At 60.7% G+C, this 22,283-nt stretch carries 21 protein-coding genes, 1 tRNA gene and 1 pseudogene; 14 read left to right on the top strand and 9 right to left on the bottom strand.

Annotated features, from left to right (window positions below; translation table 11 throughout):
• Nucleotides 1–70: 70 nt before the first annotated feature.
• On the top strand, nt 71–961 hold the full coding sequence (locus MUN79_RS13965; protein ID WP_244678206.1) for a transglutaminase-like domain-containing protein: 891 nt from the start codon (nt 71–73) through the stop codon (nt 959–961).
• 98 nt (nt 962–1,059) lie between these two features.
• Here the strand turns inward: MUN79_RS13965 and MUN79_RS13960 are convergent, their stop codons facing one another.
• Both MUN79_RS13960 and MUN79_RS13955 read right to left on the bottom strand, forming a co-directional pair.
• A complete protein-coding gene (locus MUN79_RS13960; protein WP_244678205.1) occupies nt 1,060–1,275 on the bottom strand; it encodes an OsmC family protein in 216 nt (71 codons plus the stop codon).
• Entirely contained in the window at nt 1,260–1,508 is a 249-nt protein-coding gene (locus MUN79_RS13955) for an Ohr family peroxiredoxin (RefSeq protein WP_244678204.1), read from the bottom strand. The genes MUN79_RS13960 and MUN79_RS13955 overlap by 16 nt, the downstream gene beginning before the upstream one ends.
• A gap of 174 nt (nt 1,509–1,682) precedes the next feature.
• On the opposite strand from MUN79_RS13955, the gene MUN79_RS13950 reads away from it, so the two are divergent.
• Nucleotides 1,683–1,754 (top strand) — tRNA-Arg (locus tag MUN79_RS13950).
• Nucleotides 1,755–2,297: 543 nt separating this feature from the next.
• On the opposite strand, the gene MUN79_RS13945 is transcribed toward MUN79_RS13950, so the two are convergent.
• The 3 genes from MUN79_RS13945 to MUN79_RS30075 are packed head-to-tail and all read right to left on the bottom strand — an operon-like array spanning nt 2,298 to nt 4,878.
• On the bottom strand, nt 2,298–2,936 hold the full coding sequence (locus MUN79_RS13945; RefSeq protein ID WP_244678203.1) for a T9SS type A sorting domain-containing protein: 639 nt from the start codon (nt 2,934–2,936) through the stop codon (nt 2,298–2,300).
• 26 nt (nt 2,937–2,962) lie between these two features.
• Complete coding sequence (locus MUN79_RS13940; RefSeq protein ID WP_262923041.1) at nt 2,963–4,456, bottom strand: pectinesterase family protein; 1,494 nt, start codon at nt 4,454–4,456, stop codon at nt 2,963–2,965.
• On the bottom strand, nt 4,432–4,878 hold the full coding sequence (locus MUN79_RS30075; RefSeq protein WP_262923040.1) for a pectinesterase family protein: 447 nt from the start codon (nt 4,876–4,878) through the stop codon (nt 4,432–4,434). The genes MUN79_RS13940 and MUN79_RS30075 overlap by 25 nt, the downstream gene beginning before the upstream one ends.
• Nucleotides 4,879–5,178: 300 nt before the next feature.
• On the opposite strand from MUN79_RS30075, the gene MUN79_RS13935 reads away from it, so the two are divergent.
• The 8 genes and pseudogenes from MUN79_RS13935 to MUN79_RS13905 all read left to right on the top strand — a co-directional run bounded on the left by MUN79_RS13935 (nt 5,179) and on the right by MUN79_RS13905 (nt 14,089).
• Nucleotides 5,179–5,466, top strand: coding sequence for an ArsR/SmtB family transcription factor (locus MUN79_RS13935; RefSeq protein WP_244678202.1), 288 nt, complete (start codon nt 5,179–5,181; stop codon nt 5,464–5,466).
• Nucleotides 5,467–5,698: 232 nt separating this feature from the next.
• Nucleotides 5,699–6,853: an efflux RND transporter periplasmic adaptor subunit gene (locus MUN79_RS13930; RefSeq protein ID WP_244678201.1), complete on the top strand. Its 1,155-nt coding sequence runs from the start codon at nt 5,699–5,701 to the stop codon at nt 6,851–6,853.
• An 11-nt stretch (nt 6,854–6,864) separates the two neighbouring features.
• Nucleotides 6,865–7,458: pseudogene (locus tag MUN79_RS31000) on the top strand (efflux RND transporter permease subunit); the annotation flags it as partial.
• Nucleotides 7,431–10,052, top strand: coding sequence for an efflux RND transporter permease subunit (locus MUN79_RS13925; RefSeq protein ID WP_311136781.1), 2,622 nt, complete (start codon nt 7,431–7,433; stop codon nt 10,050–10,052). The pseudogene MUN79_RS31000 and the gene MUN79_RS13925, both read left to right, overlap by 28 nt.
• A 28-nt stretch (nt 10,053–10,080) precedes the next feature.
• Nucleotides 10,081–11,484, top strand: a complete 1,404-nt coding sequence (locus MUN79_RS13920) for a TolC family protein (RefSeq protein WP_311136780.1) — start codon at nt 10,081–10,083, stop codon at nt 11,482–11,484.
• A 93-nt stretch (nt 11,485–11,577) separates the two neighbouring features.
• Nucleotides 11,578–11,853, top strand: a complete 276-nt coding sequence (locus MUN79_RS13915; protein ID WP_244678200.1) for an ArsR/SmtB family transcription factor — start codon at nt 11,578–11,580, stop codon at nt 11,851–11,853.
• A 22-nt stretch (nt 11,854–11,875) separates the two neighbouring features.
• Nucleotides 11,876–13,000: an LLM class flavin-dependent oxidoreductase gene (locus MUN79_RS13910; protein WP_244678199.1), complete on the top strand. Its 1,125-nt coding sequence runs from the start codon at nt 11,876–11,878 to the stop codon at nt 12,998–13,000.
• Between the two features lie 42 nt (nt 13,001–13,042).
• Nucleotides 13,043–14,089, top strand: coding sequence for an LLM class flavin-dependent oxidoreductase (locus MUN79_RS13905; RefSeq protein ID WP_244678198.1), 1,047 nt, complete (start codon nt 13,043–13,045; stop codon nt 14,087–14,089).
• Nucleotides 14,090–14,161: 72 nt separating this feature from the next.
• Here MUN79_RS13905 and MUN79_RS13900 read toward each other — a convergent pair whose 3' ends face one another.
• The 3 genes from MUN79_RS13900 to MUN79_RS13890 form a co-directional block, all read right to left on the bottom strand.
• Complete coding sequence (locus tag MUN79_RS13900; RefSeq protein ID WP_244678197.1) at nt 14,162–14,539, bottom strand: cupredoxin domain-containing protein; 378 nt, start codon at nt 14,537–14,539, stop codon at nt 14,162–14,164.
• Nucleotides 14,540–14,541: 2 nt separating this feature from the next.
• On the bottom strand, nt 14,542–16,815 hold the full coding sequence (locus tag MUN79_RS13895; RefSeq protein WP_244678196.1) for a heavy metal translocating P-type ATPase: 2,274 nt from the start codon (nt 16,813–16,815) through the stop codon (nt 14,542–14,544).
• Between the two features lie 319 nt (nt 16,816–17,134).
• Nucleotides 17,135–17,557, bottom strand: a complete 423-nt coding sequence (locus MUN79_RS13890; RefSeq protein ID WP_244678195.1) for a response regulator — start codon at nt 17,555–17,557, stop codon at nt 17,135–17,137.
• A gap of 175 nt (nt 17,558–17,732) precedes the next feature.
• Here MUN79_RS13890 and MUN79_RS13885 point away from each other — a divergent pair, with 175 nt between their 5' ends.
• Nucleotides 17,733–18,950: a PAS domain-containing sensor histidine kinase gene (locus MUN79_RS13885; RefSeq protein ID WP_244678194.1), complete on the top strand. Its 1,218-nt coding sequence runs from the start codon at nt 17,733–17,735 to the stop codon at nt 18,948–18,950.
• Nucleotides 18,951–19,044: 94 nt separating this feature from the next.
• On the opposite strand, the gene MUN79_RS13880 is transcribed toward MUN79_RS13885, so the two are convergent.
• Nucleotides 19,045–20,067, bottom strand: coding sequence for an LLM class flavin-dependent oxidoreductase (locus tag MUN79_RS13880; protein ID WP_244678193.1), 1,023 nt, complete (start codon nt 20,065–20,067; stop codon nt 19,045–19,047).
• Nucleotides 20,068–20,287: 220 nt separating this feature from the next.
• On the opposite strand from MUN79_RS13880, the gene MUN79_RS13875 reads away from it, so the two are divergent.
• From MUN79_RS13875 to MUN79_RS13865, 3 genes are all read left to right on the top strand, one after another.
• A complete protein-coding gene (locus tag MUN79_RS13875; protein ID WP_244678192.1) occupies nt 20,288–20,683 on the top strand; it encodes a hypothetical protein in 396 nt (131 codons plus the stop codon).
• A gap of 138 nt (nt 20,684–20,821) precedes the next feature.
• Nucleotides 20,822–21,184, top strand: coding sequence for a hypothetical protein (locus tag MUN79_RS13870; RefSeq protein ID WP_244678191.1), 363 nt, complete (start codon nt 20,822–20,824; stop codon nt 21,182–21,184).
• A 20-nt stretch (nt 21,185–21,204) separates the two neighbouring features.
• Entirely contained in the window at nt 21,205–22,281 is a 1,077-nt protein-coding gene (locus MUN79_RS13865) for a hypothetical protein (RefSeq protein ID WP_244678190.1), read from the top strand.
• Nucleotides 22,282–22,283: the final 2 nt, after the last annotated feature.

Raw genomic sequence — 22,283 nt, 5'->3', positions numbered from 1 at the left:
TTATTTCACGTTAGATTCCTGCCTCTCTCACTGTCTTACCCTTCTGCCTACTTGCCTCAAACTTTTACTCATGATGTATAAGGCCCTGACCGGAGTTGTCCTGCTGGCCGTGTTGTGCGCTAGTTCGCCAGCAGCAGCCCAGCACCCGGTGGTAAAGAATCAGCCGCTGGAGTTTACCACAACTGCCGACCCGACCTCGTATACGTTTCAGTTTAGCGCTCCTGATGAGCCGTATCTGGTGACGCTGCGTGAGAATTACGCTCTGAACGACATCGTAGCGGGCAAAGATACCGACCTCGATAAAGCACGTACGCTCTGCACCTGGGTTCATAACCGTTGGGTACACGATGGACACGTGCGAGCCAAAAAGCCTGACCCGCTTTCTATTTTAAAGGATGCGGATCTGGGCCACAACTTTCAGTGCATTGAATATAGCATTGTGCTTAGCGGGGTACTCACCGCAATGGGCATGCCGGCACGGGCCGTTTACCTCAAGACGGCTGACTCGGAAACCCGCCGTGAAGGCGCCGGGCACGCTATTACCGAGGTCTGGCTGCGGGATCAGCGCAAATGGGCCATGCTTGATGCTCAGTGGGATGCTGTACCTCTCCTGAACAACAAGCCCATCAACGTCATCGAGATGCAGAAAGCGTTGGCTACAGACGACCCCGGACTGCGCATCGAAACGGCTTCCAACACCCGCGCCAAAACCTATTTCAACTGGCTCAGTCCCTACCTATACTACTTCGATACGGTGCTGGACAATCGATTTGGCGTTAAAACCCAGCCCAGCGGCGTTATGCTGGTGCCCGTGGGTGCCAAATTTCCCACCGTCTTTCAGCGCGACACGCCTATCCGCCGCATGCGCTACACCAACTCTGTTACGTCCTTCTACCCTACCCCGTGCAAATGCTCGTGGGCAACGCTGCCAAGCAAACAGCACCCGGGACTACCAGCCTGAACTAGGCTGCTTTCATACGTTTTTCCTAATCGCGCTACAAAAAAGGTCCTGCTGAATACCAGCAGGACCTTTTTTGTAAAATTAAATTAGCAGTCGAGCTATTCGTTATCGGCAGCAACGGGCGCAGCCTGACCGGCTACTTTCAGTTCAACTTCCATATTGCCGCGTGTTCCGACAGAGTATGGGCAAATCTGATGGGCCTTGTTCACGATGTCGAAAGCTTTTTGCTGGTCGATGTCTTTCAAATCCACGTCCAGCACGGCGCTCAGGCCGTAGCCTTCGCCTTCCTGAAACAGCGTTACCGAGCACTGCACCGTGCTTTCGGGCTCAGCTTCACGTTTTCTCGGCCAGCAATGACAATCAGCGCCTGCTGAAAACACGAGGCGTAGCCAGCGGCAAACAACTGCTCGGGATTGGTAGCGCCTTTGCGGCCGCCCAGCCCTTCGGGCACCGACATGTCCATATCAATTACGCTGTCGGAGGAGCGTACATGGCCGCTACGGCCGCCGGTGGCCGTTGCATCGGCCGTATACAAATTCTTTTTCATGGGTAGGTGTTGGTTGACAAGTAATCGGTTGTGTATCTGACTTAACTGACTTGAGTCAAATTTGGTTATACTGCTGCGTAACAGAATTATTGCGCCTACTGGATCAGCAAATGCATTTTGCGTTTGGCAGGGCATGTTTTTCTCTCTACTTTTGCCCCATATCCGCTCCGGACTGGTCGCGTCGTACAACGGATAGTATAAGAGTTTCCGAAGCTCTTGATCTAGGTTCGATTCCTAGCGCGACCACTAAAAAGGCCCTTCACAGTGTGTGAAGGGCCTTTTTCTATTACTGGGATACAGCTTGTGGTATAACCGCAGTCTTTCACATCTTCAGCCGTAGTAGTGTTACCCACTTGTAGTTTTTGAATTACATAGGCCTCATGAGGCTGCTGGCTCTACTTTTTACTCTATTTCGCCTGCGTGTCACTAATGACATGCACCGCAGTTGGCGTGCAGCGTCCATTTCACTTCGAAACTGATGTAGAAGCGGGTGCGCTTCAAGGCCTGCAATATTCCCAACGCCGACGAGTTTACCATTAACATCCAGGCGGCCGTCGCCTAGAAAGGATCAAGGGTACTTCTGACGCTACGAAGCGCGGGACTTTATGCTTGGCAAGCACGAGGCCTAGCGGGCGCTGGGTAGTGCTATGGTGCAACCCAATGTCCAGGAGGCGGTGCCCAATAAACAGGCTCTTCGGCTGGTTACCTTGCTGCGGCGCGACCGACTCACACCAAGCAGCCAGCCTGAACTTGGTTCAGGCTGGCTGCCGGTGCAAGGGCTAGTAGCTGCTACTGCTTGAGCAGTTTGGCCGTGAATTGTGTGGTGCCGTTGCTATAGTGCACCAAGTACTGGCTGCTGGTGAGGTGCTGCATGTCTAGCAAGGTCTGTTGGCTGCCGACCGGGCAAGCAATGGTTGCTACCCGCTGCCCCATCGGGGAATAGACGGTGATTACGGTTTCCTGCGTGGCCACCGGATGCACCAGTAACACCTCGGCCGTAGCTGGATTGGGGTACAGTTGCCAAGTGGTGTTGGTGGTGCGGCGCGTACCGGTCACCACCTGCGCCTCCCCTTTCACCAGCACATTTTTGAGGGTCGCAAACCGGGTCGTGGTAGTCGTGGAGCCACAGCTGAAATACACCCGGAACGTGAGGCGCTGCCCGGGCTGCAACGTCGTACCACTGGCCCCAGCAAAAGCCAGGCGGTAGGCGGCCTGCGTACCCAGCAAAACCGGCGTCGGAAAGCCCGCATTGGCCGTGCTGGGCAGCATGCCGGCGGGGCCTCTGCCACCGCTCACGTCGGCCGAGTCGGTGGCAAAGCTACTGCGCGACCATACGACCGCCATTTTCGTGTTGCTGGTCGAGCCTGTTACATAGGAGGTGAACAACACCGAATCTACCCGCACGGGTGTTGTGCCGCTGGGCGTCACCGTGAACTGTTTATAGAAGGTGCGGCTCAGGTTGCCGCCGGGGCCGCCGAGGGCCGTGGTCCAGCCTCCATCGGCTGTTGGGGCAAACGCTGACCGTAGCGAGTAGAATAGGGCGGAATGGTAGCCGCGGCGGAACCCGAGGAGATAACAAACTTGCGAAACGTAGGCACGCTACTCGTCAGGGCACTGCTGCGCACGGCGGCGCTATCCTGGTTGGAGCGGGTCAAAGGCCACCACAACAGTGGAAACGACTGCGGCAAGGCGGCGGCCTGGGCCGTGCCGTTCAAGGGTAAGCTGACAGTTGCCGCACCCGTGCAGGTCAGGCTGAGGCTGCCAGTGTGGGTGCCCACGCTGGCCGCATTCAGACGCACACTCAGAGTGGTGCTGGCCACAGCGCCGTTGGCGCCGGGTGTCAGGGTCGCGCTTGAGAACCAGGTGTTACCGCCATTGACCGATACCTGGAAGTTCGCGGGGGCCGTGATGACCAGCCCGGCCGTCAGGTTTTCGCCGCTGACGAGGAGGTTCTGCGCCGCCGAGGGCTGATTCCCACCCTGCAGGAACGCCTGGAAACTGCCCGTGGTCAGGATGGTGGGCGTACTCGACACCTGCAGCGTATCGGTCACGTGCGCGGCCAGGCCAGGCTTAGAAGCGCGCACGTAGTAGTAATAGGTGGTGCCAGGCGCGGGGATGGGGTCCGTCGTGCCGAAGTTGATGTTGGTGGCGACGGCCGACGTGGTGGTGTAAACCGGGGCGTAGGTACCGCGGCGCACGTTGCTGCGGAACAGTTGGTACTGCACGCCGCCGATGGGCCAGCTGAGGTTCCACTGCAGGGTGGAAGGCGCCGTCGCCGTGCCTTTCAGGGCTAGGAAATTCGACACGGCAATGGCGGCGGGCGCACTGGTGCAGAAGTTGGGCAACACGCTGCACGGGTTCCAGTTGCCGAGCACGGCGGCGCGGGTGTAGTTCACGGTGTCCGCGTCGGCGAGCTGGATAGACCAGGGCACGCGCTGACTAATGTTGACCAGGTTGCCGCTGAAATCCCGGCTCTTGTACTCGGCGTATTGGATGACGCTGGTCACGGTGCCGGCGTCCCACACCTGCCAGCCCGCGGGCTTGATGGAGTTGCCCATCGTGGTATTAAGCCACACGACTTTGGTGTGGGAGCGGTCCGTGGGCGTCGAGCCGGAGTCGTTCTGCCAGGGGCGGCCGAGCGTGTAGGTCGTCGTGCCCCGGTTTTCGGGGATGATGCAGTTCCGAAACACGAAGCCGTAGGGCTGTCCGGGCTGGGTGTTGGCCGCCGTGATGTAGCCGCCTGGGCCGCCGTCGCGCCGGGTGCGGGCGTAGATGATGCAGTTCTCGAACACACCCCGGCCCGCGCCGAAGATGAAGTCGACTACGCCGTCGATGTAGCAGTCCTTGAAATAATTGCGGTTGCCGGCCTGCGAGTTGAGTTGTACCGTGTCCTGCCCACCCAGAAAGCGGCAGTTCTTGAAGGCTATCCGGTCGCCGGTGGTGTACATGGCCAGGGCCTGCGGGGACTCTCCCAGAAGTTTTCGAAGGTGATATTCACCGCCGTAATGTCCGAGGCATTAATAATGACGGTGGACGTGTTGCCGGGGAACGAAGGTACGTTGGCCAGGTTGAAGGCGATGCGGGTATTGGCCACACTCTCCCCTATCAGCTGCAAAAACGGCTTGTTGGCCGGAATCGTCACCCGCTCCCGGTACGTACCGTTTGTGATGAAGATGGTAAAGGGCGTAGTGCGGCCCGTAGGCGCAGCGTTGATGGCGGCCTGCACCGTGGTGTAATTGCCGGTGCCGTCCTGGGCCACGGTCATGTCAAACACCTGCGCGAAAGATCCGAAGGGAAAGGCAAACAGGAAAAAGCCGACCAGCACCCAGAATTGAGTGGGCAGGACCTGACGAGTAAGGGTACTTTGCATAAGAGGCCAAATGGGTGAGGCACAGGAATAATCCGTTAATAGTACCTCCCACTTGCCCCATCCGATGCCCGTTCTAGCCTTCTTATTTGTGCAATCGTTGCCGGCAACGATGCCGGCGCAGTAGGGCCAGTTCTTGCACAGCAAAACAGTCCGGAGGTAAACGCGGCAATTCAGTTTAGGGAGGGCAATTTCTTAACTGCACCCACTAAACCCGCGTGCCCGAACCATTTTAACACGCTACCGGTTACAAAGCATTAACCCATGCGCATGAGTTAAGGACATTGCTTACCTTTGTCTTCTATGGATACCAAGTCCCTCGTCAAACTAGCCAAATCCCTCAGCGACCCTACCCGTCTTCGCTTGTTGCAGGAAATTGCAAAAGGGGAAATTGCGGTCTGTGCTGACTTGTTTCAACACGTGCCTATCAGCCAGCCCTCGATGTCTCAGCACCTCAAAGCCCTCTCCGAGGCGGGCTTGATTGAGTCGCACAAAGAAGGCCGGAACATGTGCATGTCCATCAATGCGGAAAAGCTTAAGGAGTTGGAAGACTTCCTGCAACTGCTTAAACCAGTCTCTGCTCCCCAGTAAGCAACATCTTGACCCGTTAGCCCCGGCAGCGGGTTTTTCTTTTTTTCGAAACATAATTGATTGCTTATGAATTTATGCTCGATATCTTTGCAGCCGCATCCGGGTAGCCTTCAAGGCGCTTTTTTTTGCCTTATCACATAATCACATAATTATCTGTTTATTAAAAAGGTATTTATTCTCTCCTGCTTCACTCTCAACCACGCCCCGAACCTTCTTCACGGGCTCCTACTTTATGAAAGTATTTTCTCTTCTGGCCGGCACGCTGTTGCTGGCGGGCTGCGCCGAGCAGCAGGCTCCCCAGCAAGCGGTGGCACCCCCGGCCCTGCCGGTGGCCCCGGTGCGCACCGGCACCGAAACTACGTACCAGGATTACCCGGCCTCCATTGAAGGCGTGGTGAACCTAGAGATTCGGCCGCAGGTAACGGGAGTGCTTGAGCGCATCCTCGTCGAGGAAGGCGCGGCGGTGCGCAAAGGCCAGCCGCTGTTTAAAATCAACGACGCGCCCTACCGTGAGCAACTCAACAACGCCCTGGCCGCCCAGCAGGCCGCGGCCGGGGCCGTCACCAGTGCGCAGGTGGAAGTGGACCGGTATGCGCCGCTGGTGCAAAACAAGGTCGTTTCCGAGGTGCAGCTGAAAACGGCCCAGGCGGCCCTCACGGTGGCCCAGGCCAACCTGCAGCGCGCCAAGGCCGCGGTCAGCAGTGCCCGCATCAACCTGGGCTATACCACCATCACGGCACCCGTCAGCGGCTACCTGGGGCGGCTGCAAACCAAACCGGGCAGCTTGGTGGGTCCCACCGATGCCCAGGCCCTGACGCAGCTTTCCGACGTGCACGAGGTGCACACCTACTTCGCTTTGGGCGAAGACGACTTCAGCGCCTTCCGTACCCAGTACGCGGGCCGCACGCTGCAGGAAAAGCTCCGGCACCTGCCGCCCGCCACCCTGGTGCTTTCCGACCAAAGCACTTACCCCACGCGGGGCAAGGTGGACGTGGTGGCCGGGCAGTTTGACCGCACGACGGGCGCCATTACCCTGCGGGCCACGTTTGCCAACGCCGACGGCCTGCTGCGCTCGGGCAACACGGGCACCATCCGGCTGCCCCTGACGCACCCCAACGTGCTGCTGGTGCCGGCCGCGGCCACCGTCGAGTTGCAGGACAAAGTGTTCGTGTACGCGCTCGGCGACAGCAACCGCGTCAGCCGCCGGGCCCTCACCATCGAGGGCAAGAGCGGCGCCAACTACCTGGTGCGCGCGGGCGTGAAAGACGGTGAGAGGATTGTACTGCAGGGCGTGGACCACTTGCAGGAAGGCCAGGTTATTCAGCCGACCCAGCCCAGTGTGGCCGTCGCGCCCGGCCAGTCCCCGGCTTCCTCCGTTCAGAATTAATCCAGCATAGCATGTTCAAAGTATTCATTGAGCGGCCCGTGCTGGCCACGGTCATCTCCATTCTGCTGGTGATAATGGGCGCGCTGGCCTTGTGGAAGCTGCCGCTCCAGCAGTTCCCCGACATTGCGCCCCCCGTGGTACAGGTGACGGCCGTGTATCCCGGCGCCAACGCCGAAACCCTGCTGCGCTCGGTGGCCCCTTCGCTGGAAGAGTCCATCAACGGCGTCGAGCACATGATGTACATGAGCTCGACGGCCAGCAACGACGGCTCGCTGGTTATCAGCGTCAACTTCGAGCTGGGCACCGACCCCGACCAGGCGGCCGTGAACGTGCAGAACCGGGTGGCGCAGGCCACCAGCCAGCTGCCGGCCGAGGTGGTGCAACAGGGCGTGACCGTGGCCAAGCAGCAGAACAGCTTGGTGGTCATCTTGAACCTCTACTCCGAGGACCCCAAGCAATACGACCAGACCTTCCTGACGAACTACGCGCAAATCAACCTGGTGCCGGAGCTGAAACGCATTCCGGGCATTGGGTCGGCCGCGCTGTTTGGGGGCAACCGCGCCTACGCCATGCGCGTCTGGCTGAAGCCGGCCCAGCTGGCCAGCTACAACCTGACGCCGGCCGAGGTAATGGCCGCCATCCAGGCCAACAACCTGGAGGCCGCCCCGGCCGCCTGGGCGAAAGCAGCCAGGAAGCGTTTGAGTACGTCATCAAGTACAAGGGCAAGCGCAGCCAGCCCACGGACTACGAAAACATGGTGCTCCGGGCCAACGCCGACGGCTCGATGCTGCGCCTCAAGGACGTGGCCCGGGTGGAGTTCGGCGCGGCCACCTACAACGGGGACGTGCGCATTGATGGCAAGCCAGGCATCAACGTCGGCATCTTCCAGAGCGCCGGCTCGAACGCCAACGAGCTGCAGATTGCCGTGGCGAAGGCCATGCAGAAGCTGGAAAAAGATTTGCCGAAAGGCGTGAAGCAGCAGATGCTCTACAGCACCAAAACGGCGTTGGATGCCTCCATCGAGCAGGTCGAGCACACCCTGATTGAGGCGTTTGTACTGGTGTTTCTGGTGGTGTTCATCTTCCTGCAGGACTTCCGCTCCACGCTGATTCCGGCCATTGCCGTGCCGGTAGCCATCGTGGGCACGTTCTTCTTCATGCAGCTGGTGGGCTTTAGCATCAACCTGCTCACGCTCTTCGCGCTGGTGTTGGCCATCGGCATCGTGGTCGACGACGCCATTGTGGTGGTCGAGGCCGTGCACAGCAAGCTGGAAGCCGGCGCGCACTCGGTCAAGAAGGCCACGGCCCACGCCATGCGCGAAATTACCGGGGCCATCATTTCCATCACCCTGGTCATGGCCGCCGTGTTCTTACCGGTGGGCTTTATGGACGGCTCGACGGGGGTGTTCTACCGGCAGTTTGCCTTCACGATGGCCATTGCCATCATCATTTCGGCCGTCAACGCACTGACGCTGAGCCCCGCCCTGGCGGCGCTGTTTCTCAAGCACGCGCCGCACGACCACGACGCGGAGCACCCCGCGCCCAGCACGTTCAAGACCCGGTTTTTTGCGGGCTTCAACCGCAGCTTCGAGCGGCTCACCGACCGCTACGTGGGCAGCATCAAGTTTCTGGTGCGCCACAAGTGGGTGGGCCTGAGCGGCCTGGTGCTGGTGGTGGCGCTTACCGGCTGGCTGGCCAAGCGTACGCCCACCGGCTTTATCCCCTCCGAAGACCAGGGCTTTGTCGGCATTTCGATGGCGCTACCGGCGGGCTCGTCGCTCGACCGCACCAACCAGATTGCCGCGCAAATCGAGCAGCAGCTGCAAGCCATGCCGGCCGTGGCCAGCATCAACCTGCTCTCGGGCTTCAACATCCTGACGTCCTCGAACAGCGCCTCGGCCCTTACGGCTTTTGTCATCCTGAAGCCCACTCAGGAGCGCGGGGCGGTGCAGGACATCAATGCCATCATGGCGACGATGCGCGAAAAGGCGGCGACCATCAAAGGGGCCGACACCTTCGTCTTTACCACGCCCACCGTACCGGGCTTCGGCAACGTGGAGGGGCTGGAAATGGTGCTGCAAGACCGTAACGGCGGCCCGCTGCCCAAGCTCGGGCAGGTGGGCCAGGAGTTTATCGGCGAGCTGATGAAGCAGCCGGCCATCGGCATGGCCTTCACCTCGTTCCGGGCCGATTACCCGCAGCTCGAAGCCGAGGTCGACGAGGTAAAAGCCGCCCAGCTGGGCGTGAGCGTGCAGCGCGTGCTGCAAACCATGCAGGCCTACTTCGGCAGCGCCCAGGCCTCGGACTTCAACCGCTTCGGCAAGTATTACCGCGTGATTGTGCAGGCCGACCAGCCCGACCGGGCCGACCTGACGGCCCTGAACGGAGTATCGGTGAAAAACGACCGGGGCGAGATGGTGCCCCTGCGCACCCTAGTGCGGCTCAAGCGGGTGTTCGGGCCCGAAACGGCCTCGCGCTTCAATCTCTTCAATTCCCTGACCATCAACGCCATGCCTAAGCCGGGCTACAGCACCGGCGACGCCATCAAGGCGGTGGAGGCCGTGGCGGAGCGGCACCTTCCGTCGGGCTATACTTACGAGTTTTCGGGCCTGACGCGCGAGGAAATTTCGTCGGGCGGGCAGTCCACCGTGGTGTTTCTGATGTGTATCGTGTTCGTGTACTTCCTGCTGGCGGCGCAGTACGAAAGCTACATCCTGCCTTTCGCGGTGCTGCTGTCGCTGCCGGCGGGCATGGTGGGGGTGTTTGCCGCCATCGGCTTCGCGGGCATCACTAACAACATCTACGTGCAGGTGGCCCTGATTATGCTCATCGGCCTGCTGGCCAAGAACGCCATCCTCATCGTGGAGTTTGCCTTGCAGCGCCGCCGCAGCGGCGAGCCGCTGGTGCGCGCCGCGCTCAACGCCTCGGCCTCGCGCCTGCGCCCCATCCTGATGACCTCGCTGGCCTTCGTGGCCGGCATGCTGCCCATGATGCGGGCGCAAGGACCTTCGGCCCTCGGCAACCATTCCATCAGCATCGCGGCCGCCGGCGGCATGCTCACGGGTGTGGTGCTGGGCTTGTTCCTCATCCCCTTGCTGTTTGTGATTTTTCAACGCTTGAACGAACGCCTCAGCGGAGCGCCCGACCGGGCGGCCCGGGCCTCGCACGAGCCTATGCCGGCCCACGCCGCGGCCCGCTAATTCCCATGACAACCCAACGTACCCAACCCTGGCTCCGGCTCCCGCTGCTGCTGGTCATCCTGCTGCTGGTGGCGGCCTGCCAGGTGTCGAAAGACCTGCCCCTGCCCGCGCTGCCCCTGCCCGCTACCTACCGCACCGCCCCACCGCTGATACGGCCTCCGTGGCCAGCCTGCCGTGGCGGAGCTTCTTCACCGAGCCAGCTTTGCAACAGCTGCTCGACAGCGCCACGGTGCGCAACAACGATTTGCAGCTGGCCCTGCAGAACATTGCCTCGGCACAGACGACCCTCCGGCAGGCCCGCCTGGGCTACCTGCCGGCCGCCACGCTGCAGGCGGGCGTGACCACCAACCGGCCTTCGGGCAACAGCCTGAACGGCATTTCCCTCACCCAGTTTCTGGGCACCAAGCACATTGAGGACTACAACCTGGCGGCGGCCCTAAGCTGGGAAGCCGACATCTGGGGCAAAATCCGCAGCCGCAAGCAGGAGGCCCTGGCCGCCTACCTGCAAAGCCAGGAGGCCCGCAAGGCCGTGCAAACCCAGGTGGTGGCCCAGGTAGCCCAGGGCTACTACAACCTGCTGATGCTCGACACCCAGCTGGAAGTGGCCCGGCGCAACGTGGCCCTCACCGACAGCACCCTGCGCTTCACCCGGCTGCAGTTTAGAGCTGGTCAGGTGACGGCGCTGGCCGTGCAGCAGGTAGAGGTGCAGCGCCTCACGGCCGCCGGCCTCGTCCCGCAGCTGGAGCAGGCTATTACCGTGCAGGAAGATGCGCTGAGTATCTTGGCCGGGCGCCTGCCGGGTGGCATCAGCCGCAGCGGCAACCTGCTGCGGCTGCGAGTGCCGGTGGTGGCGGCGGCAGGGGTGCCGGCCGCCCTGCTGGCCCGGCGGCCCGACGTGCGCAGCGCCGAGCTGGCCCTGGACCGGGCCAACGCCGCGGTGGGCTACACCAAGGCCCAGCTCTACCCCGCGCTGACCATCACCGCTCAGGGCGGCCTCAACGCCTTCCAGCTCAGCAACTGGTTTAGCCTGCCAGCCTCGCTGTTTGGCACGGTCGTCGGGGGGCTCACGCAGCCGCTGTTTCAGCGCGGGGCCCTGCGCGCCCAGTACCAGCAGGCTCAGATTGACCGGGAGCGTACCGTCATCCAGTTCCGGCAGCAGGTGCTGGTGGCGGTGGGTGAGGTATCGGATGCCCTCGGGCAGGTGGAGCGCACCCAAACCCAGCAGGCCCTGGCCACCGAGCGGGTGCGTACGCTGCGCGAGGCTACCAGGAACGCCAACCTGCTCTTCGGCAGCGGCCTGGCCAGCTACCTGGAAGTCATCACGGCCCAAAGCAACGCGCTGCAAAGCGAGTTGGAGCTGGCCTCGCTCAAGCGCACCCAACTCGAAGCCAACGTGGAGCTGTACCGGGCCGTGGGTGGCGGCTGGCAGTAGCCGCCTGCTTACCAGCAGCTATCCGCTCTGTTAACGCGCGCTACTTCGACCCGCGAATGCCAAGCCAAATTCTCCAATTCCCACCCCACTGCTATGGATACCAAGTCCCTTGTCAAGCTAGCCAAGTCGCTGAGCGACCCGAACCGCCTGCGCATGCTGCAGGAAATAGCGCGGGCGCAGCGGCTGGGATGCGCCAATCTGTATGAGTTCGTGCCCATCAGCCAGCCCTCCATGTCTCAGCACGTGAAGGCGCTGGTTGATGCAGGGCTGGTCCATTCGTGTAAAGAGGGTCGCAACATGTACTTGACTATCAATATGGAAAAGCTGCAGGAGTTGGAAAGCTTTCTGCAGTTGCTGAAGATGCCCTAGCGCCACATTTATACTCCATGAAATGAACAACAGAAAAACCTTAAAGCTGGCCGCGGTCATTGATGGGCCAGGATGGAATTTTTCCTCCTGGCGCCACCCCGCCATGCCCGCCGACGCCGGCGAAAACATCGATTTCTTCATTCAACAGGCGCAGCTGGCGGAGCAGGCCAAGTTTGAGACCCTGTTTTTGTACGATGTCAGCCACGTCGGGCCCGGCAACATTCCCTACTACCTGAGCATGTTCGAGGGCGGGACGCTCATGTCGGCTCTCGCCATGAAAACGGAGCGCATAGGCCTCTCCCTGACGGCCTCGACCTCCTACACCGACCCGTATAACCTGGCCCGGCAGGTCTTGTCGCTGGACAAACTCAGCAAGGGACGGGCCTCGCTGAACGCCATCACTTCCAACCCCGGCGGGATGGTCAACTTCAGCCGGGGCCACCTGGGCAAAGCCGACCAGTACCCCATGCACCAGGAATTTCTGGAGATACTGCTGGGTTTGTGGGACACGTACGAGGACGACGCCTTCCCCAGGGATAAGCAAAGCGGCGTGTTTCTAAATCCGCGCAAGATGCACCCCGTCAACTACCGGGGTAAGTACTTCTCGGTGGACGGGCCGCTGAACCTCAGCCGCTCGGTGCAGGGCCGGCCGGTTTTGTACATGGCCGGTAGCTCCCCCACCTTCGTGGACCTGGCCACGTCCTACACCGATGGCGTATTCATGGCGGGCAGCACCTTCGAGGAAACATTATTGCTTGCGAATGCACTGACCGCGAAGCTGGTTGAAAAAGGTCGGCGGCCTGAAGGCTTCGTGCGGGCGGTGTCGCAAAACTCCATCGTGGGCCGCACCGATGCCGAGGCCTACCAGAAGTATCAAGAAATCCGCGCGCTGGGCCCGTACTCGCACACCCCCGTCCCCTTGTTTATGGGCTCGGCCGAGCGAGTCGCCACGGAAATACAGCGGTGGTACGAGGCCGGGGCCATTGACCTGTTCATGGTTCGGCAAGACCATCCCCACGGGCTACAAGACTTTATCGAACTGGTGGTGCCCATTCTGCAGCAGCGTGGCCTCTTCCATACGGAATACGAAGCCGAAATTCTGCGGGGAAATCTTGAGCTACCAAAACCAGCGTTCCGAACCGTTTAAACTGCCCCCTGCTGTTACCAGCGGCCACTTATCTAAAGAAGTATGCCTACGCCCATCAATGAGTCGAGCCGCGCTGAAAAGCCCTCGGTTGCTTATTCCATTTTAGACCTTGCCATCGTCTCCCAAGGCGATACGATAAAGCAGACCCTGAACAATTCGTTGGCGCTGGCGCAGGCCGCCGAAGCCGCCCACTACACCCGCTACTGGCTGGCCGAACATCATAACTCCGATAATATTGGTAGCAACGCGCCTCCCCTGCTCATCGGGTACGTGGCTGAAAATACGACGACCATCCGGGTGGGCTCTGGCGGCATCATGTTGCCTAATCACTCGCCCTTGATTGTGGCCGAGCAATTTGGCACCCTGGCGCGACTCTATCCCGGCCGCATCGATTTGGGGGTGGGCCGGGCGGCGGGTACCGACTCACCGACCGCGAAGGCCATCCGCTCGGATTTCATGCAGGCAGCCCAGGCCTTTCCGCAGGAAATCAGCAAAATCCAGACCTACTTCTCTCCTGCCAACAAGCAGGCCGCCGTGCGGGTCCCGATAGCCGAGGGCACCGAGGTGCCCCTGTACATCTTGGGTTCCAGCACCGATAGCGCCCACTTGGCGGCCAAAATGGGCCTGCCCTACGCGTTTGCCAGCCACTTTGCTTCCACGCACTTACACCAGGCGCTCCGGATTTACCGCGCCGAGTTTCAGCCTTCGGCGGCGCTGAGCCATCCGTATACCATTGTGGCCATCAACGCCTACGTGGCCCATACCGACGAAGAAGCCCAACGACAGTTCACGAGCGTCATCCGGATGTTTGTCGGAATGTTGACGGGGAGAACGAAAGAGCCCATGCAGCCGCCGACAGATATGACCGAAGAACTGCAAGAAATGTGGCAACACCCTTCTGTCTACCAGATGCTCAAGTATTCCTTTGTCGGCAGCAAGCAAACCGTCAAGCAGCAGCTACAAGCATTTCTGGTCGAAACGCGGGCCGATGAGCTCATTACCGCTTCCAGTATGTACGCCCTGGAAGACCGGCTCAAATCCACGCGGCTATTTGCAGAAATTATGCAGGAGCTTAACGAAAACAGGTAAAGCAAGCAGCCGGTGGGTGCCGGGTGCAGGCAGCGTAAACCCGGGATGAAGCTCAAGATTCGTCACACCTGCTTATTTAACTACCAGGCTGCCGCGCAGCATACCCATGCCGCAGGTGAACGGAAAGGTGCCGGCCTGCTGAGGCAACAGCTCCACGAGAGTTGTTTTGAAGGCTGGCAAATCGCGCCGGATGCTGAAATCGGGCATGAGCAATTCTTCCGAACAACTGTTTTCCTCGTCGCGGTAAAAGCTCAGCTGCACCGGCTTGCCGCGCTCTACCTCAATCACGTCGGGCGAGTACCCGCCCTTCACGGTGATGCCGACTTCCCGCACGCCACTGGATGAGGAAACGGCGCTGGCTGTCTGCCGGGCCGAAAAGAAGAAGTACCAGATGACAAACCCCGCCAACGCCAAACCCGTCAGGGTAACGATGATTTCTGTTGTGTCCATACCTAGTTCTTAAGAGGGGAAAAACTGCGCAGGCGAAGCGAGTTGGTCAGCACCGACACCGAGCTCAGGGCCATAGCGCCGGCGGCCAGCATGGGCGAGAGTAGCCAGCCAAAGACCGGGTAGAGCAGGCCGGCGGCAACGGGAATGCCGAGCGTGTTGTAGATGAAGGCGAAAAACAGGTTCTGCTTGATCGTACGAATCGTTTGCCGGCTCAACTCAATAGCCGTGACTACTCCTTGCAGGTCAGAGCGCATCAGGGTGATGCCCGCGGCTTCCATGGCTACGTCGGTCCCGCCACCCATGGCCAAGCCGATGTCGGCCTGAGCCAGCGCGGGCGCGTCGTTGATGCCGTCGCCGACCATGGCTACCACGCGGCCTTCGGCCTGGAGCTCTTTCACTTTACCAGCCTTATCCTGGGGCAGCACCTCGGCGAAGTAGCGCGTAATACCGACCTGGGCGGCGACCTGGGCGGCCGTTTGAGGATTGTCGCCGGTCATCATCACCACTTCGATACCCATGCCCTGCAGCCGCTGGATGGCCGCGGCCGACGTGTCGCGGACTGTATCGGCTACGCCCAGCAGGCCGGCTACCTGACCGGCTACGGCAATATAGAGCACCGTTTTGGCCTGGGCCAGCAAGGCATCCGCCTGCTGGCGCACAGCCGCAGGCAGGACGATACCGGCCTCGTCGAGCAGGCGGAAGTTGCCAATAAGCACAGCTTGCCCGTTCACAGTGGCTGTGGCGCCCCTACCCTCCACGGCTCGAAAGCCGGTGGCAGGAATAGTCTGGGCTTGCTGAGCATCGGCGTAGCGCACCACGGCTTCGGCCAGCGGGTGCTCACTCTGCCGCTCTACTGCCGCCACGATCTGCAGCAACTCGCTAGCGGTTTGTCCAGCGGCTGGCACAAAGTCCGTCACGGCGGGCTCCCCGCGGGTAATGGTGCCCGTTTTGTCGAGGAGCACGGTGTTAACTTGGTATGCCTTTTCCAGCGCCTCCGCATTGCGAATCAGCACACCGTGCTCAGCGCCTTTGCCGGTGCTGACCATGATGGCCGTGGGCGTGGCCAGCCCCAGAGCGCAGGGGCAGGCAATGATGAGCACGGCTACAAAGTTGACCAGGGCCAGCGGCAGACGAGCTTCCACCGGGGCCAGATCAAACCAGAGCACGAAGGTCAGGATGGCAATGCAAACCACGGTGGGCACGAAGATGGCGCTGACTTTATCGGCCAGGCGCTGAATGGGGGCCCGGCTGCCCTGAGCGTCTTCTACCAGCTTCACAATCTGGGAGAGCATGGTATCAGCGCCGACCTTGGTGACGCGGAAGCGGAAGGACCCGGTCTTATTGAGCGTAGCCCCAAAGACTGGGTCCCCGATTTTTTTCTCCACCGGCAGGCTTTCCCCGGTTAGCATGGCCTCGTCCACGGCCGAGTGGCCTTCCTCAAGGATGCCGTCGGTGGCCACCTTCTCGCCGGGCCGCACTACGATGAGGTCATTGAGCTGTACCTGCTCAATGGGCACGTCGATTTCCTGTCCGCCGGGGCGCACGAGGCGGGCCGTTTTGGCCTGCAAGCCCAGCAAGGACTTAATAGCAGCCGACGTCTGCGTCTTCGCCCGCAGCTCCAGCACTTTACCCAGCAGAATTAGGGCAATGATGGTAGCCGTAGTGTCGTAGTACACTTCCGGCATCAGGCCGCGACTTGTGAAAAAGCCCGGAACTACGGTGGCGGCCAGGCTGTACAGAAACGCGGCGCCGGTGCCCACGGCAATGAGGGTATCCATGTTGGCGGCGCGGTGGCGGAAGCCATTCCAAGCCGAGGTGTAAAACTCCCGCCCACTGTAAAGCAGCACGGGCAGCGTAAGCAGCAGCAATCCGTAATTAAGCCATTGCATGTTCACGCGCTGCATCATAGCGGGCCAGAGCATGAGCATACTCAGGGGCATGATAACGATGGCCAAGCCAGTTGCTACCCAAAACCGGCGCTTGAGCTGAGCATAGGCCCGGGCTTTCTGCTCATCGATTTCGGCCTGGCGGTCGGCGGCACTGGTGTCTGGGGCGCGCTCCGTCACGCCGTAACCGGCCTGCACAACGGCCTCTTTCAGCGTGGCCGGGCTGGCCTGAGCAGGTAAATAGTCGACAGTGGCCTTTTCCGTGGCAAAGTTGACCACGGCCCTCTGTACGCCGGGTGTACGGGTCAGGGACTTTTCGACAAAGGAAGCGCACGAGGCGCAGGTCATTCCTTCGATGTCGAGGGTTTCGGTTTTGATTGTAGACTCCATAGGTGATGAAGATTGAGCAACCGGGCAGGTCCTGGGAGTAAGCGACAAGCCCTGGAATCACCCTACAAAGGAACAGTCTGCTGATGCCGAAGTTGGTACGAAATCCGTCCTGGTTCTTGCATAATTTGCACCTAGGCACTGGATTTCGGGTTTACCCAATCCCGCCGCACACTTGCCGAACTTTGCCTTAACCGATTCCGGCATCCGGGTAGTGCTGCTGTAAAAAGCCCTTCACCAGGAGAACTAACGCGGTTTTTGACCTTAAGTCGTAGACTTAGCCAACCCGATTTAGAACCCTTGGTTCGGTACCCTACATGCTTTAGCTAGCCGGGAACTGGCGCTGGTAATGCAGCTTGAGAATCGTGTCTACCTTTTCCTTGGTCAAGGGTTTGCTCACCAAGCCGGCTACAGGCAGCTCGTCCAGCCGATTCAAGTCCTTGGACTGCATGGAGGCCGTGTGCAGCACAATAACCACGGCCTGCTGCTGCGCCAGCGACAAGCCCTGGTACGACTCCAGAAAAGTCATACCGTCCATTCCGGGCATTTTTACATCGAGCAGCACCAATACCGGATTCACCGGTGTAGCCCGGGTTGCTAGCTCGTCCAGCACTTGTAGAGCCTCTGCCCCGTCGTGGGCAGTAAGGTAGTCCTCTGCTACGCCCAGCCCTTTGAGTAATCGTTCATTTAGAATATTGGTCGTGGGGTCATCATCGACAAGCAGAACACTGGAAAGTTTTTGCATAAAAATTAGATTCTAGTCTTACAACCGCCCCGGGGGCAGAGTAGTTCTTCACAAGGCACTTTGCGGGAAAGATAGTGCTCTGCCGCGTATTCGGGGCCAAAATCTCGTTCCCACTGCTAGTGGTTGCCCAAAGCTGTATCTTTACCAGCACTTAGGCGCGATTTTAATTTTTTCTATGGCTACAGATTCTTTATCCCCTACTCCCGGCAGTAGCACTCGCGGCCCGGATCAGGAAGGCCTGGAACAGCAAAATAGCCGGCTACAGAAAGAGCAAGCCGAAAATCAGGCTCAACGGGAAACCGACCAGCACTATCAGCGCAGCCAGGACCGGTTTCGGACGGTGTTCGAGAATTCGCCTCTGGGCCAGAAAATCATTGACCCGAACCTGAAGATTCTGCAAGCCAACCAGGCCCTGGCCACCATGCTCGGGTTGGGAAACGCCGACCAGGTGGTGGGCCGGCGCATTCTGGAGTTTTCCCACCCCGACCACCTGGCCGACTGGACCAAGCTGCAGCAGCGGCTGTGGGCGCACAAGGAGCCCAGCTTTGTGCTCGAAACCTGCCTGGTGCGGCCCGACGGCTCCACTTTCTGGTGCCGGGTTACCTCCGTGCTTTTCCCCGACGACGGAGGCGAGCTGGGTTATACCACCCTGGAGGACATAACCGAGCGTAAGCAGCTGGAAGCGGGGCACAAGCGCCTTTACGATGCGCAGGAAACGATTCTGCAGCTGGCCGCCCACGATTTGAAAAGCCCGCTGTACAATATTGAAATGGTGGTGGACATCCTGCGCGACAACCCAAGCGTGCGCGGCATTGCCCCACCCTCGGCGCAGCAGGATGTGCAGGAGCTACTGACGCTGATTGAGGCGGCCTGCAAAAAAGCCAATACCCTGCTTAAGGATGTACTTTTCCTGGGGCAGTTGGAGTCGACCCGCTCCGAACGACACCGCACTAACCTCGGGACCTTTCTGGAAGAAAGCCTAGTGGTGTTTCGCGTTACGGCCCGGGAAAAGAAAATTGACCTGATTCTGGAGTGCCCGCCGGAGCCCGTGTACGCCGATATTCACGCCGAAAAGTTTGGCCGCATCCTGGACAACCTGCTTTCCAACGCCTTCAAGTTTACCCCGGCCGGCGGCAAGATTCGCGTCACGCTCCGGCAGCACGAGGGCCGCACCCGCCTCACGGTGCACGACACGGGCCTGGGCATTCCTCAGCACTTGCAGCCCCACGTCTTCGAGAAGTTCACCTCAGCGTCCCGGCCCGGCCTCTACGGCGACACCACGACCGGACTGGGCCTGTTCATTACCAAGCAAATTGTGGAGCTGCACGAAGGCCAGATATGGCTGGAAAGCAAGGAAAACGAGGGCACCACTTTCTTCATTGACCTAGCCTAGCCCCACCATCGTGTAAAAGGTCCACTTCTAAAGTAGAAGCGGGCCTTTTACATTTCCTAGCCGGCAACGGCATTTAACCCCTTCACCGGGCTTTTTAGCGCAGCAAGGGAGCTACGCGCGTGCCCAGCAACTCAATGGCCCGCAGCAACTGCGCGTGGGGCAGCGTGGCCACGTCCATCTGAAACGTGACCCGCGTGATACCGCCCAAAGCCTCACTGTGCCGTTGAATCTTGGCCGCTACTTCCTCGGGGCTGCCAACCAGCAGGGCACCCGTCGGGCCGGCTTGGGCATCAAACTGGGGCCGGGTAACGGGCGAACCGCCCCGCTCCCGGGCCCGGCTGCTGAAGGTGCGGGCGTAGCCGGGGTAGAAGCTTTCCACAGCCTCCTCCGTGGTTTCGACCACGTAGCCCAATGAATGCAAACCCACCGGCAGCTGCTCGGGCGTAAAACCAGCGCGGCGGCCGGCCTCCCGGTACAGGTCGACCAGGGGACGGAAGCGGTGGGTTTCGCCTCCGATGATGGCCACCATCAGAGGCAGGCCCAGCGTGCCGGCCCGGGCAAACGACTGAGGCGTGCCGCCCACGCCCAGCCAAATCGGCAGCGGACTCTGAACCGGCCGCGGGTAGATACCCTGGCCCGTCAGCGCGGGCCGGAATTTGCCGCTCCAGCGCAGGCGCTCATTTTCGCGAATGGCCAGCAGCAGCTCCAGCTTTTCGGTGAACAGCGCGTCGTAGTCGTCGAGGTCGAAGCCAAACAGAGGAAACGCCTCGACGGACGAGCCCCGGCCCACCACCATTTCGGCCCGGCCCTGCGAAATCAAATCTAGGGTGGCAAACTGCTGAAACACGCGGACCGGGTCGGCGGCGCTAAGCACGGTTACGGCGCTGGTGAGGCGAATCTGCTTGGTACGGGCCGCGGCGGCGGCCAGAATCACGGCCGGCGCCGAGTCCAGGTATTCGGGGCGGTGGTGCTCCCCGATGCCAAACACGTCCAGCCCGACCTGGTCGGCCAGCTCAATCCGGTCCAGTAGCTGCCCCATGGCCTGGGCCCCGCTGAGCTGGGTCCCGGTACCGTTATCCAGCAGCAGCGCTGCGAAACTGTCGATTCCTATCTGCATCTGTTGTCTTGTATATACTTACCTGATGTATGCGGGCATGCCCCAAGCTCCGCCCCATTTTGTGGACTAATAAGGCAAATTTTACCGCTAATGCGCTAACCCTGCCGGTGGCCGGCAGAAGAGGTGGCGGGAAGATAAGGCAAACCCGGGGCTTATCATTTTCACATCATGTTGCCGAGCTAGGTTTGATGCATTCCCTTCCTAATTAAGCTTTGCTCCCATGAAAAAGTTGGTTTTCGCCCTCGCCGCCCTGTTTTGCTCGTTTGCCGCCCAGGCCCAAACGCCTGTGACCGACGCCCAGCGCGCAGCCAAACCCACCTCGGCCGAGCGTCAGCAGGATGAAGCAAAACGGAAAGACTTAACTGAGCCCAGCCCCGAGCAACTAGCGCCCAAATCCAACCACGGACAGCAGGTGCAGGCCGTAGCGCAGGGCACTACGCTGCGCGGCCCGGCTCGGGGCGCGGCAGTAAGTGCAGTAGCCCGCTCGGGCCGCTCGGCTCAACGGCCGCAGGGTGGGCGGGTAGCACGCGGCACCCGGAGCCATGGCTTGCACGGGGGTAGCAGCGCGCACCAAACTGGCCGCGGTAATGGCAATGGTCACCGTTTGGAGCGCTAATTTTGCATCTCACGCTTTCCTGCCAGCCATACTTCTGACCAAATTAGAAGCTGGCCGGCACTGTTTCGCAGCTCACGCGTGTTTGAGAGCTCAAAATGCAGTAGGTTGCTGTGGGCCTGATGACTTTGCCCCTTTTTCATGACAATTTTGATTCGTTTGCTTTGTATGCTGGTGCTGGTGACGGCCGCTCTGCCCAGTCGGGCTTACCGGCCGGAAGCCCTGTTGCGACAGGGCGACAAGCCGGGGCGCGGTAGCGCCCAGCCCCCGGTAAAAGCCGTGCCCCACTCCCAGCGCCAGAGCAAACCCCAGCGCGTGGAGGGCGGCGCATCGGCCGAGCGGTCCACCGACCACTCGGCCCGCAGCAGTCGACCGGAACGCTCGGCCCGTAGTGCTCGTAGTAGTAGCAGAGGCGCCGAAGGCGGCCACAGTGCCCGCAGCAGTAGCAGCAACGGCGGCAGCCGGGGCGCGGGTGCTGGCCGGAGCCACGGCCGCGGGCACTAAGCACTACTGATTGCGAGCATATGGCTTTTTTATTTGGCTTGCCCCGTTTGCTGGGGTTGCTGCTGACCGCCCAGTTGGGCTTTGGGTTGGCGGCAGCCGGTCAGAGCGTGGGCACCACTAAACCCAAGCCGCGCACGACCACAACGCCCCCAAAGAAAAAAGTACCCGCCCAGCCGGTAGTCGTTAAAACGCCGGTGAAAGTCCTGGTAAAAGCGCCCGTCAAGCCGGTTCCTCCACCACCGCCTCCGCCGCCTCCCGTTCCTCCCAAGGAGGAGCCGCGCGGCAGCGTCCGGGCCGAGCTGAGCTACGGCACCAACTCCTCCTTTTTTGGCCGCACCCAAACCACGCGCTTCCCCTACACGGCCGCCGAGCTGAGCTATACCAGCCGCTACGGCATCTGGGGCTCGGTGGTGAGCTTCAACCTGTTCGACACGCCCAGCTTTATCGACGAAACCGACCTGTCGGTGGGCTGGGACGGCGACCTGACCAAGACAGTGGATGCCTCCCTGAGTTATTCCCACTTTCTGTTTGCCCGCAACAGTCCCCTGGTCAAGTCCAGCACCAACAACTCGATTGACGCCTATGTGGGCTGGGACTGGGGCTACGTGTACTCGCGCCTGAACGCGGCCTACCTGTTTGGGGAAAGCAACGACTTTTTCCTGGTGCTCGACAACTCCCGCTATTTCGAAATCGACAAGGTGTTCACGCCCAAGGCCTACGTGGCTATTGAGCCCCGCCTGAGCGTGGCGGCCGGCACCCAGCACTTCGTGGAAACCAGCATCGAGCAGCAGATTGTGCGTGGCAACAACCCTGGCAACGGCAAGGGTAAGGGCAAAGGAAACGGCAACGGAAATGGCGGAACCGGCAGTGGCGGCGGCAGTGGCAGCGGTGGTACTACCACCATTACCACCACGACCGAAAACCCGGTGACGCGCTTTCGGGTGCTGACCTACGAGCTGCGCGTGCCGGTAACCTACCACCTCGGGGCCGTAGCGGTGCAGGCCGCCTGGCGCTATTCCATTCCGGTTAACTTGCTGCCCGACGACGTGACCCACGCCCGCTCTTATTTCACCACCAGCGTTTCGTATACCCTGTAGTT

Source organism: Hymenobacter cellulosilyticus (assembly GCF_022919215.1).
GTDB classification, from domain to species: domain Bacteria; phylum Bacteroidota; class Bacteroidia; order Cytophagales; family Hymenobacteraceae; genus Hymenobacter; species Hymenobacter cellulosilyticus.
This window is presented reverse-complemented; position numbering and strand designations above follow the sequence as displayed.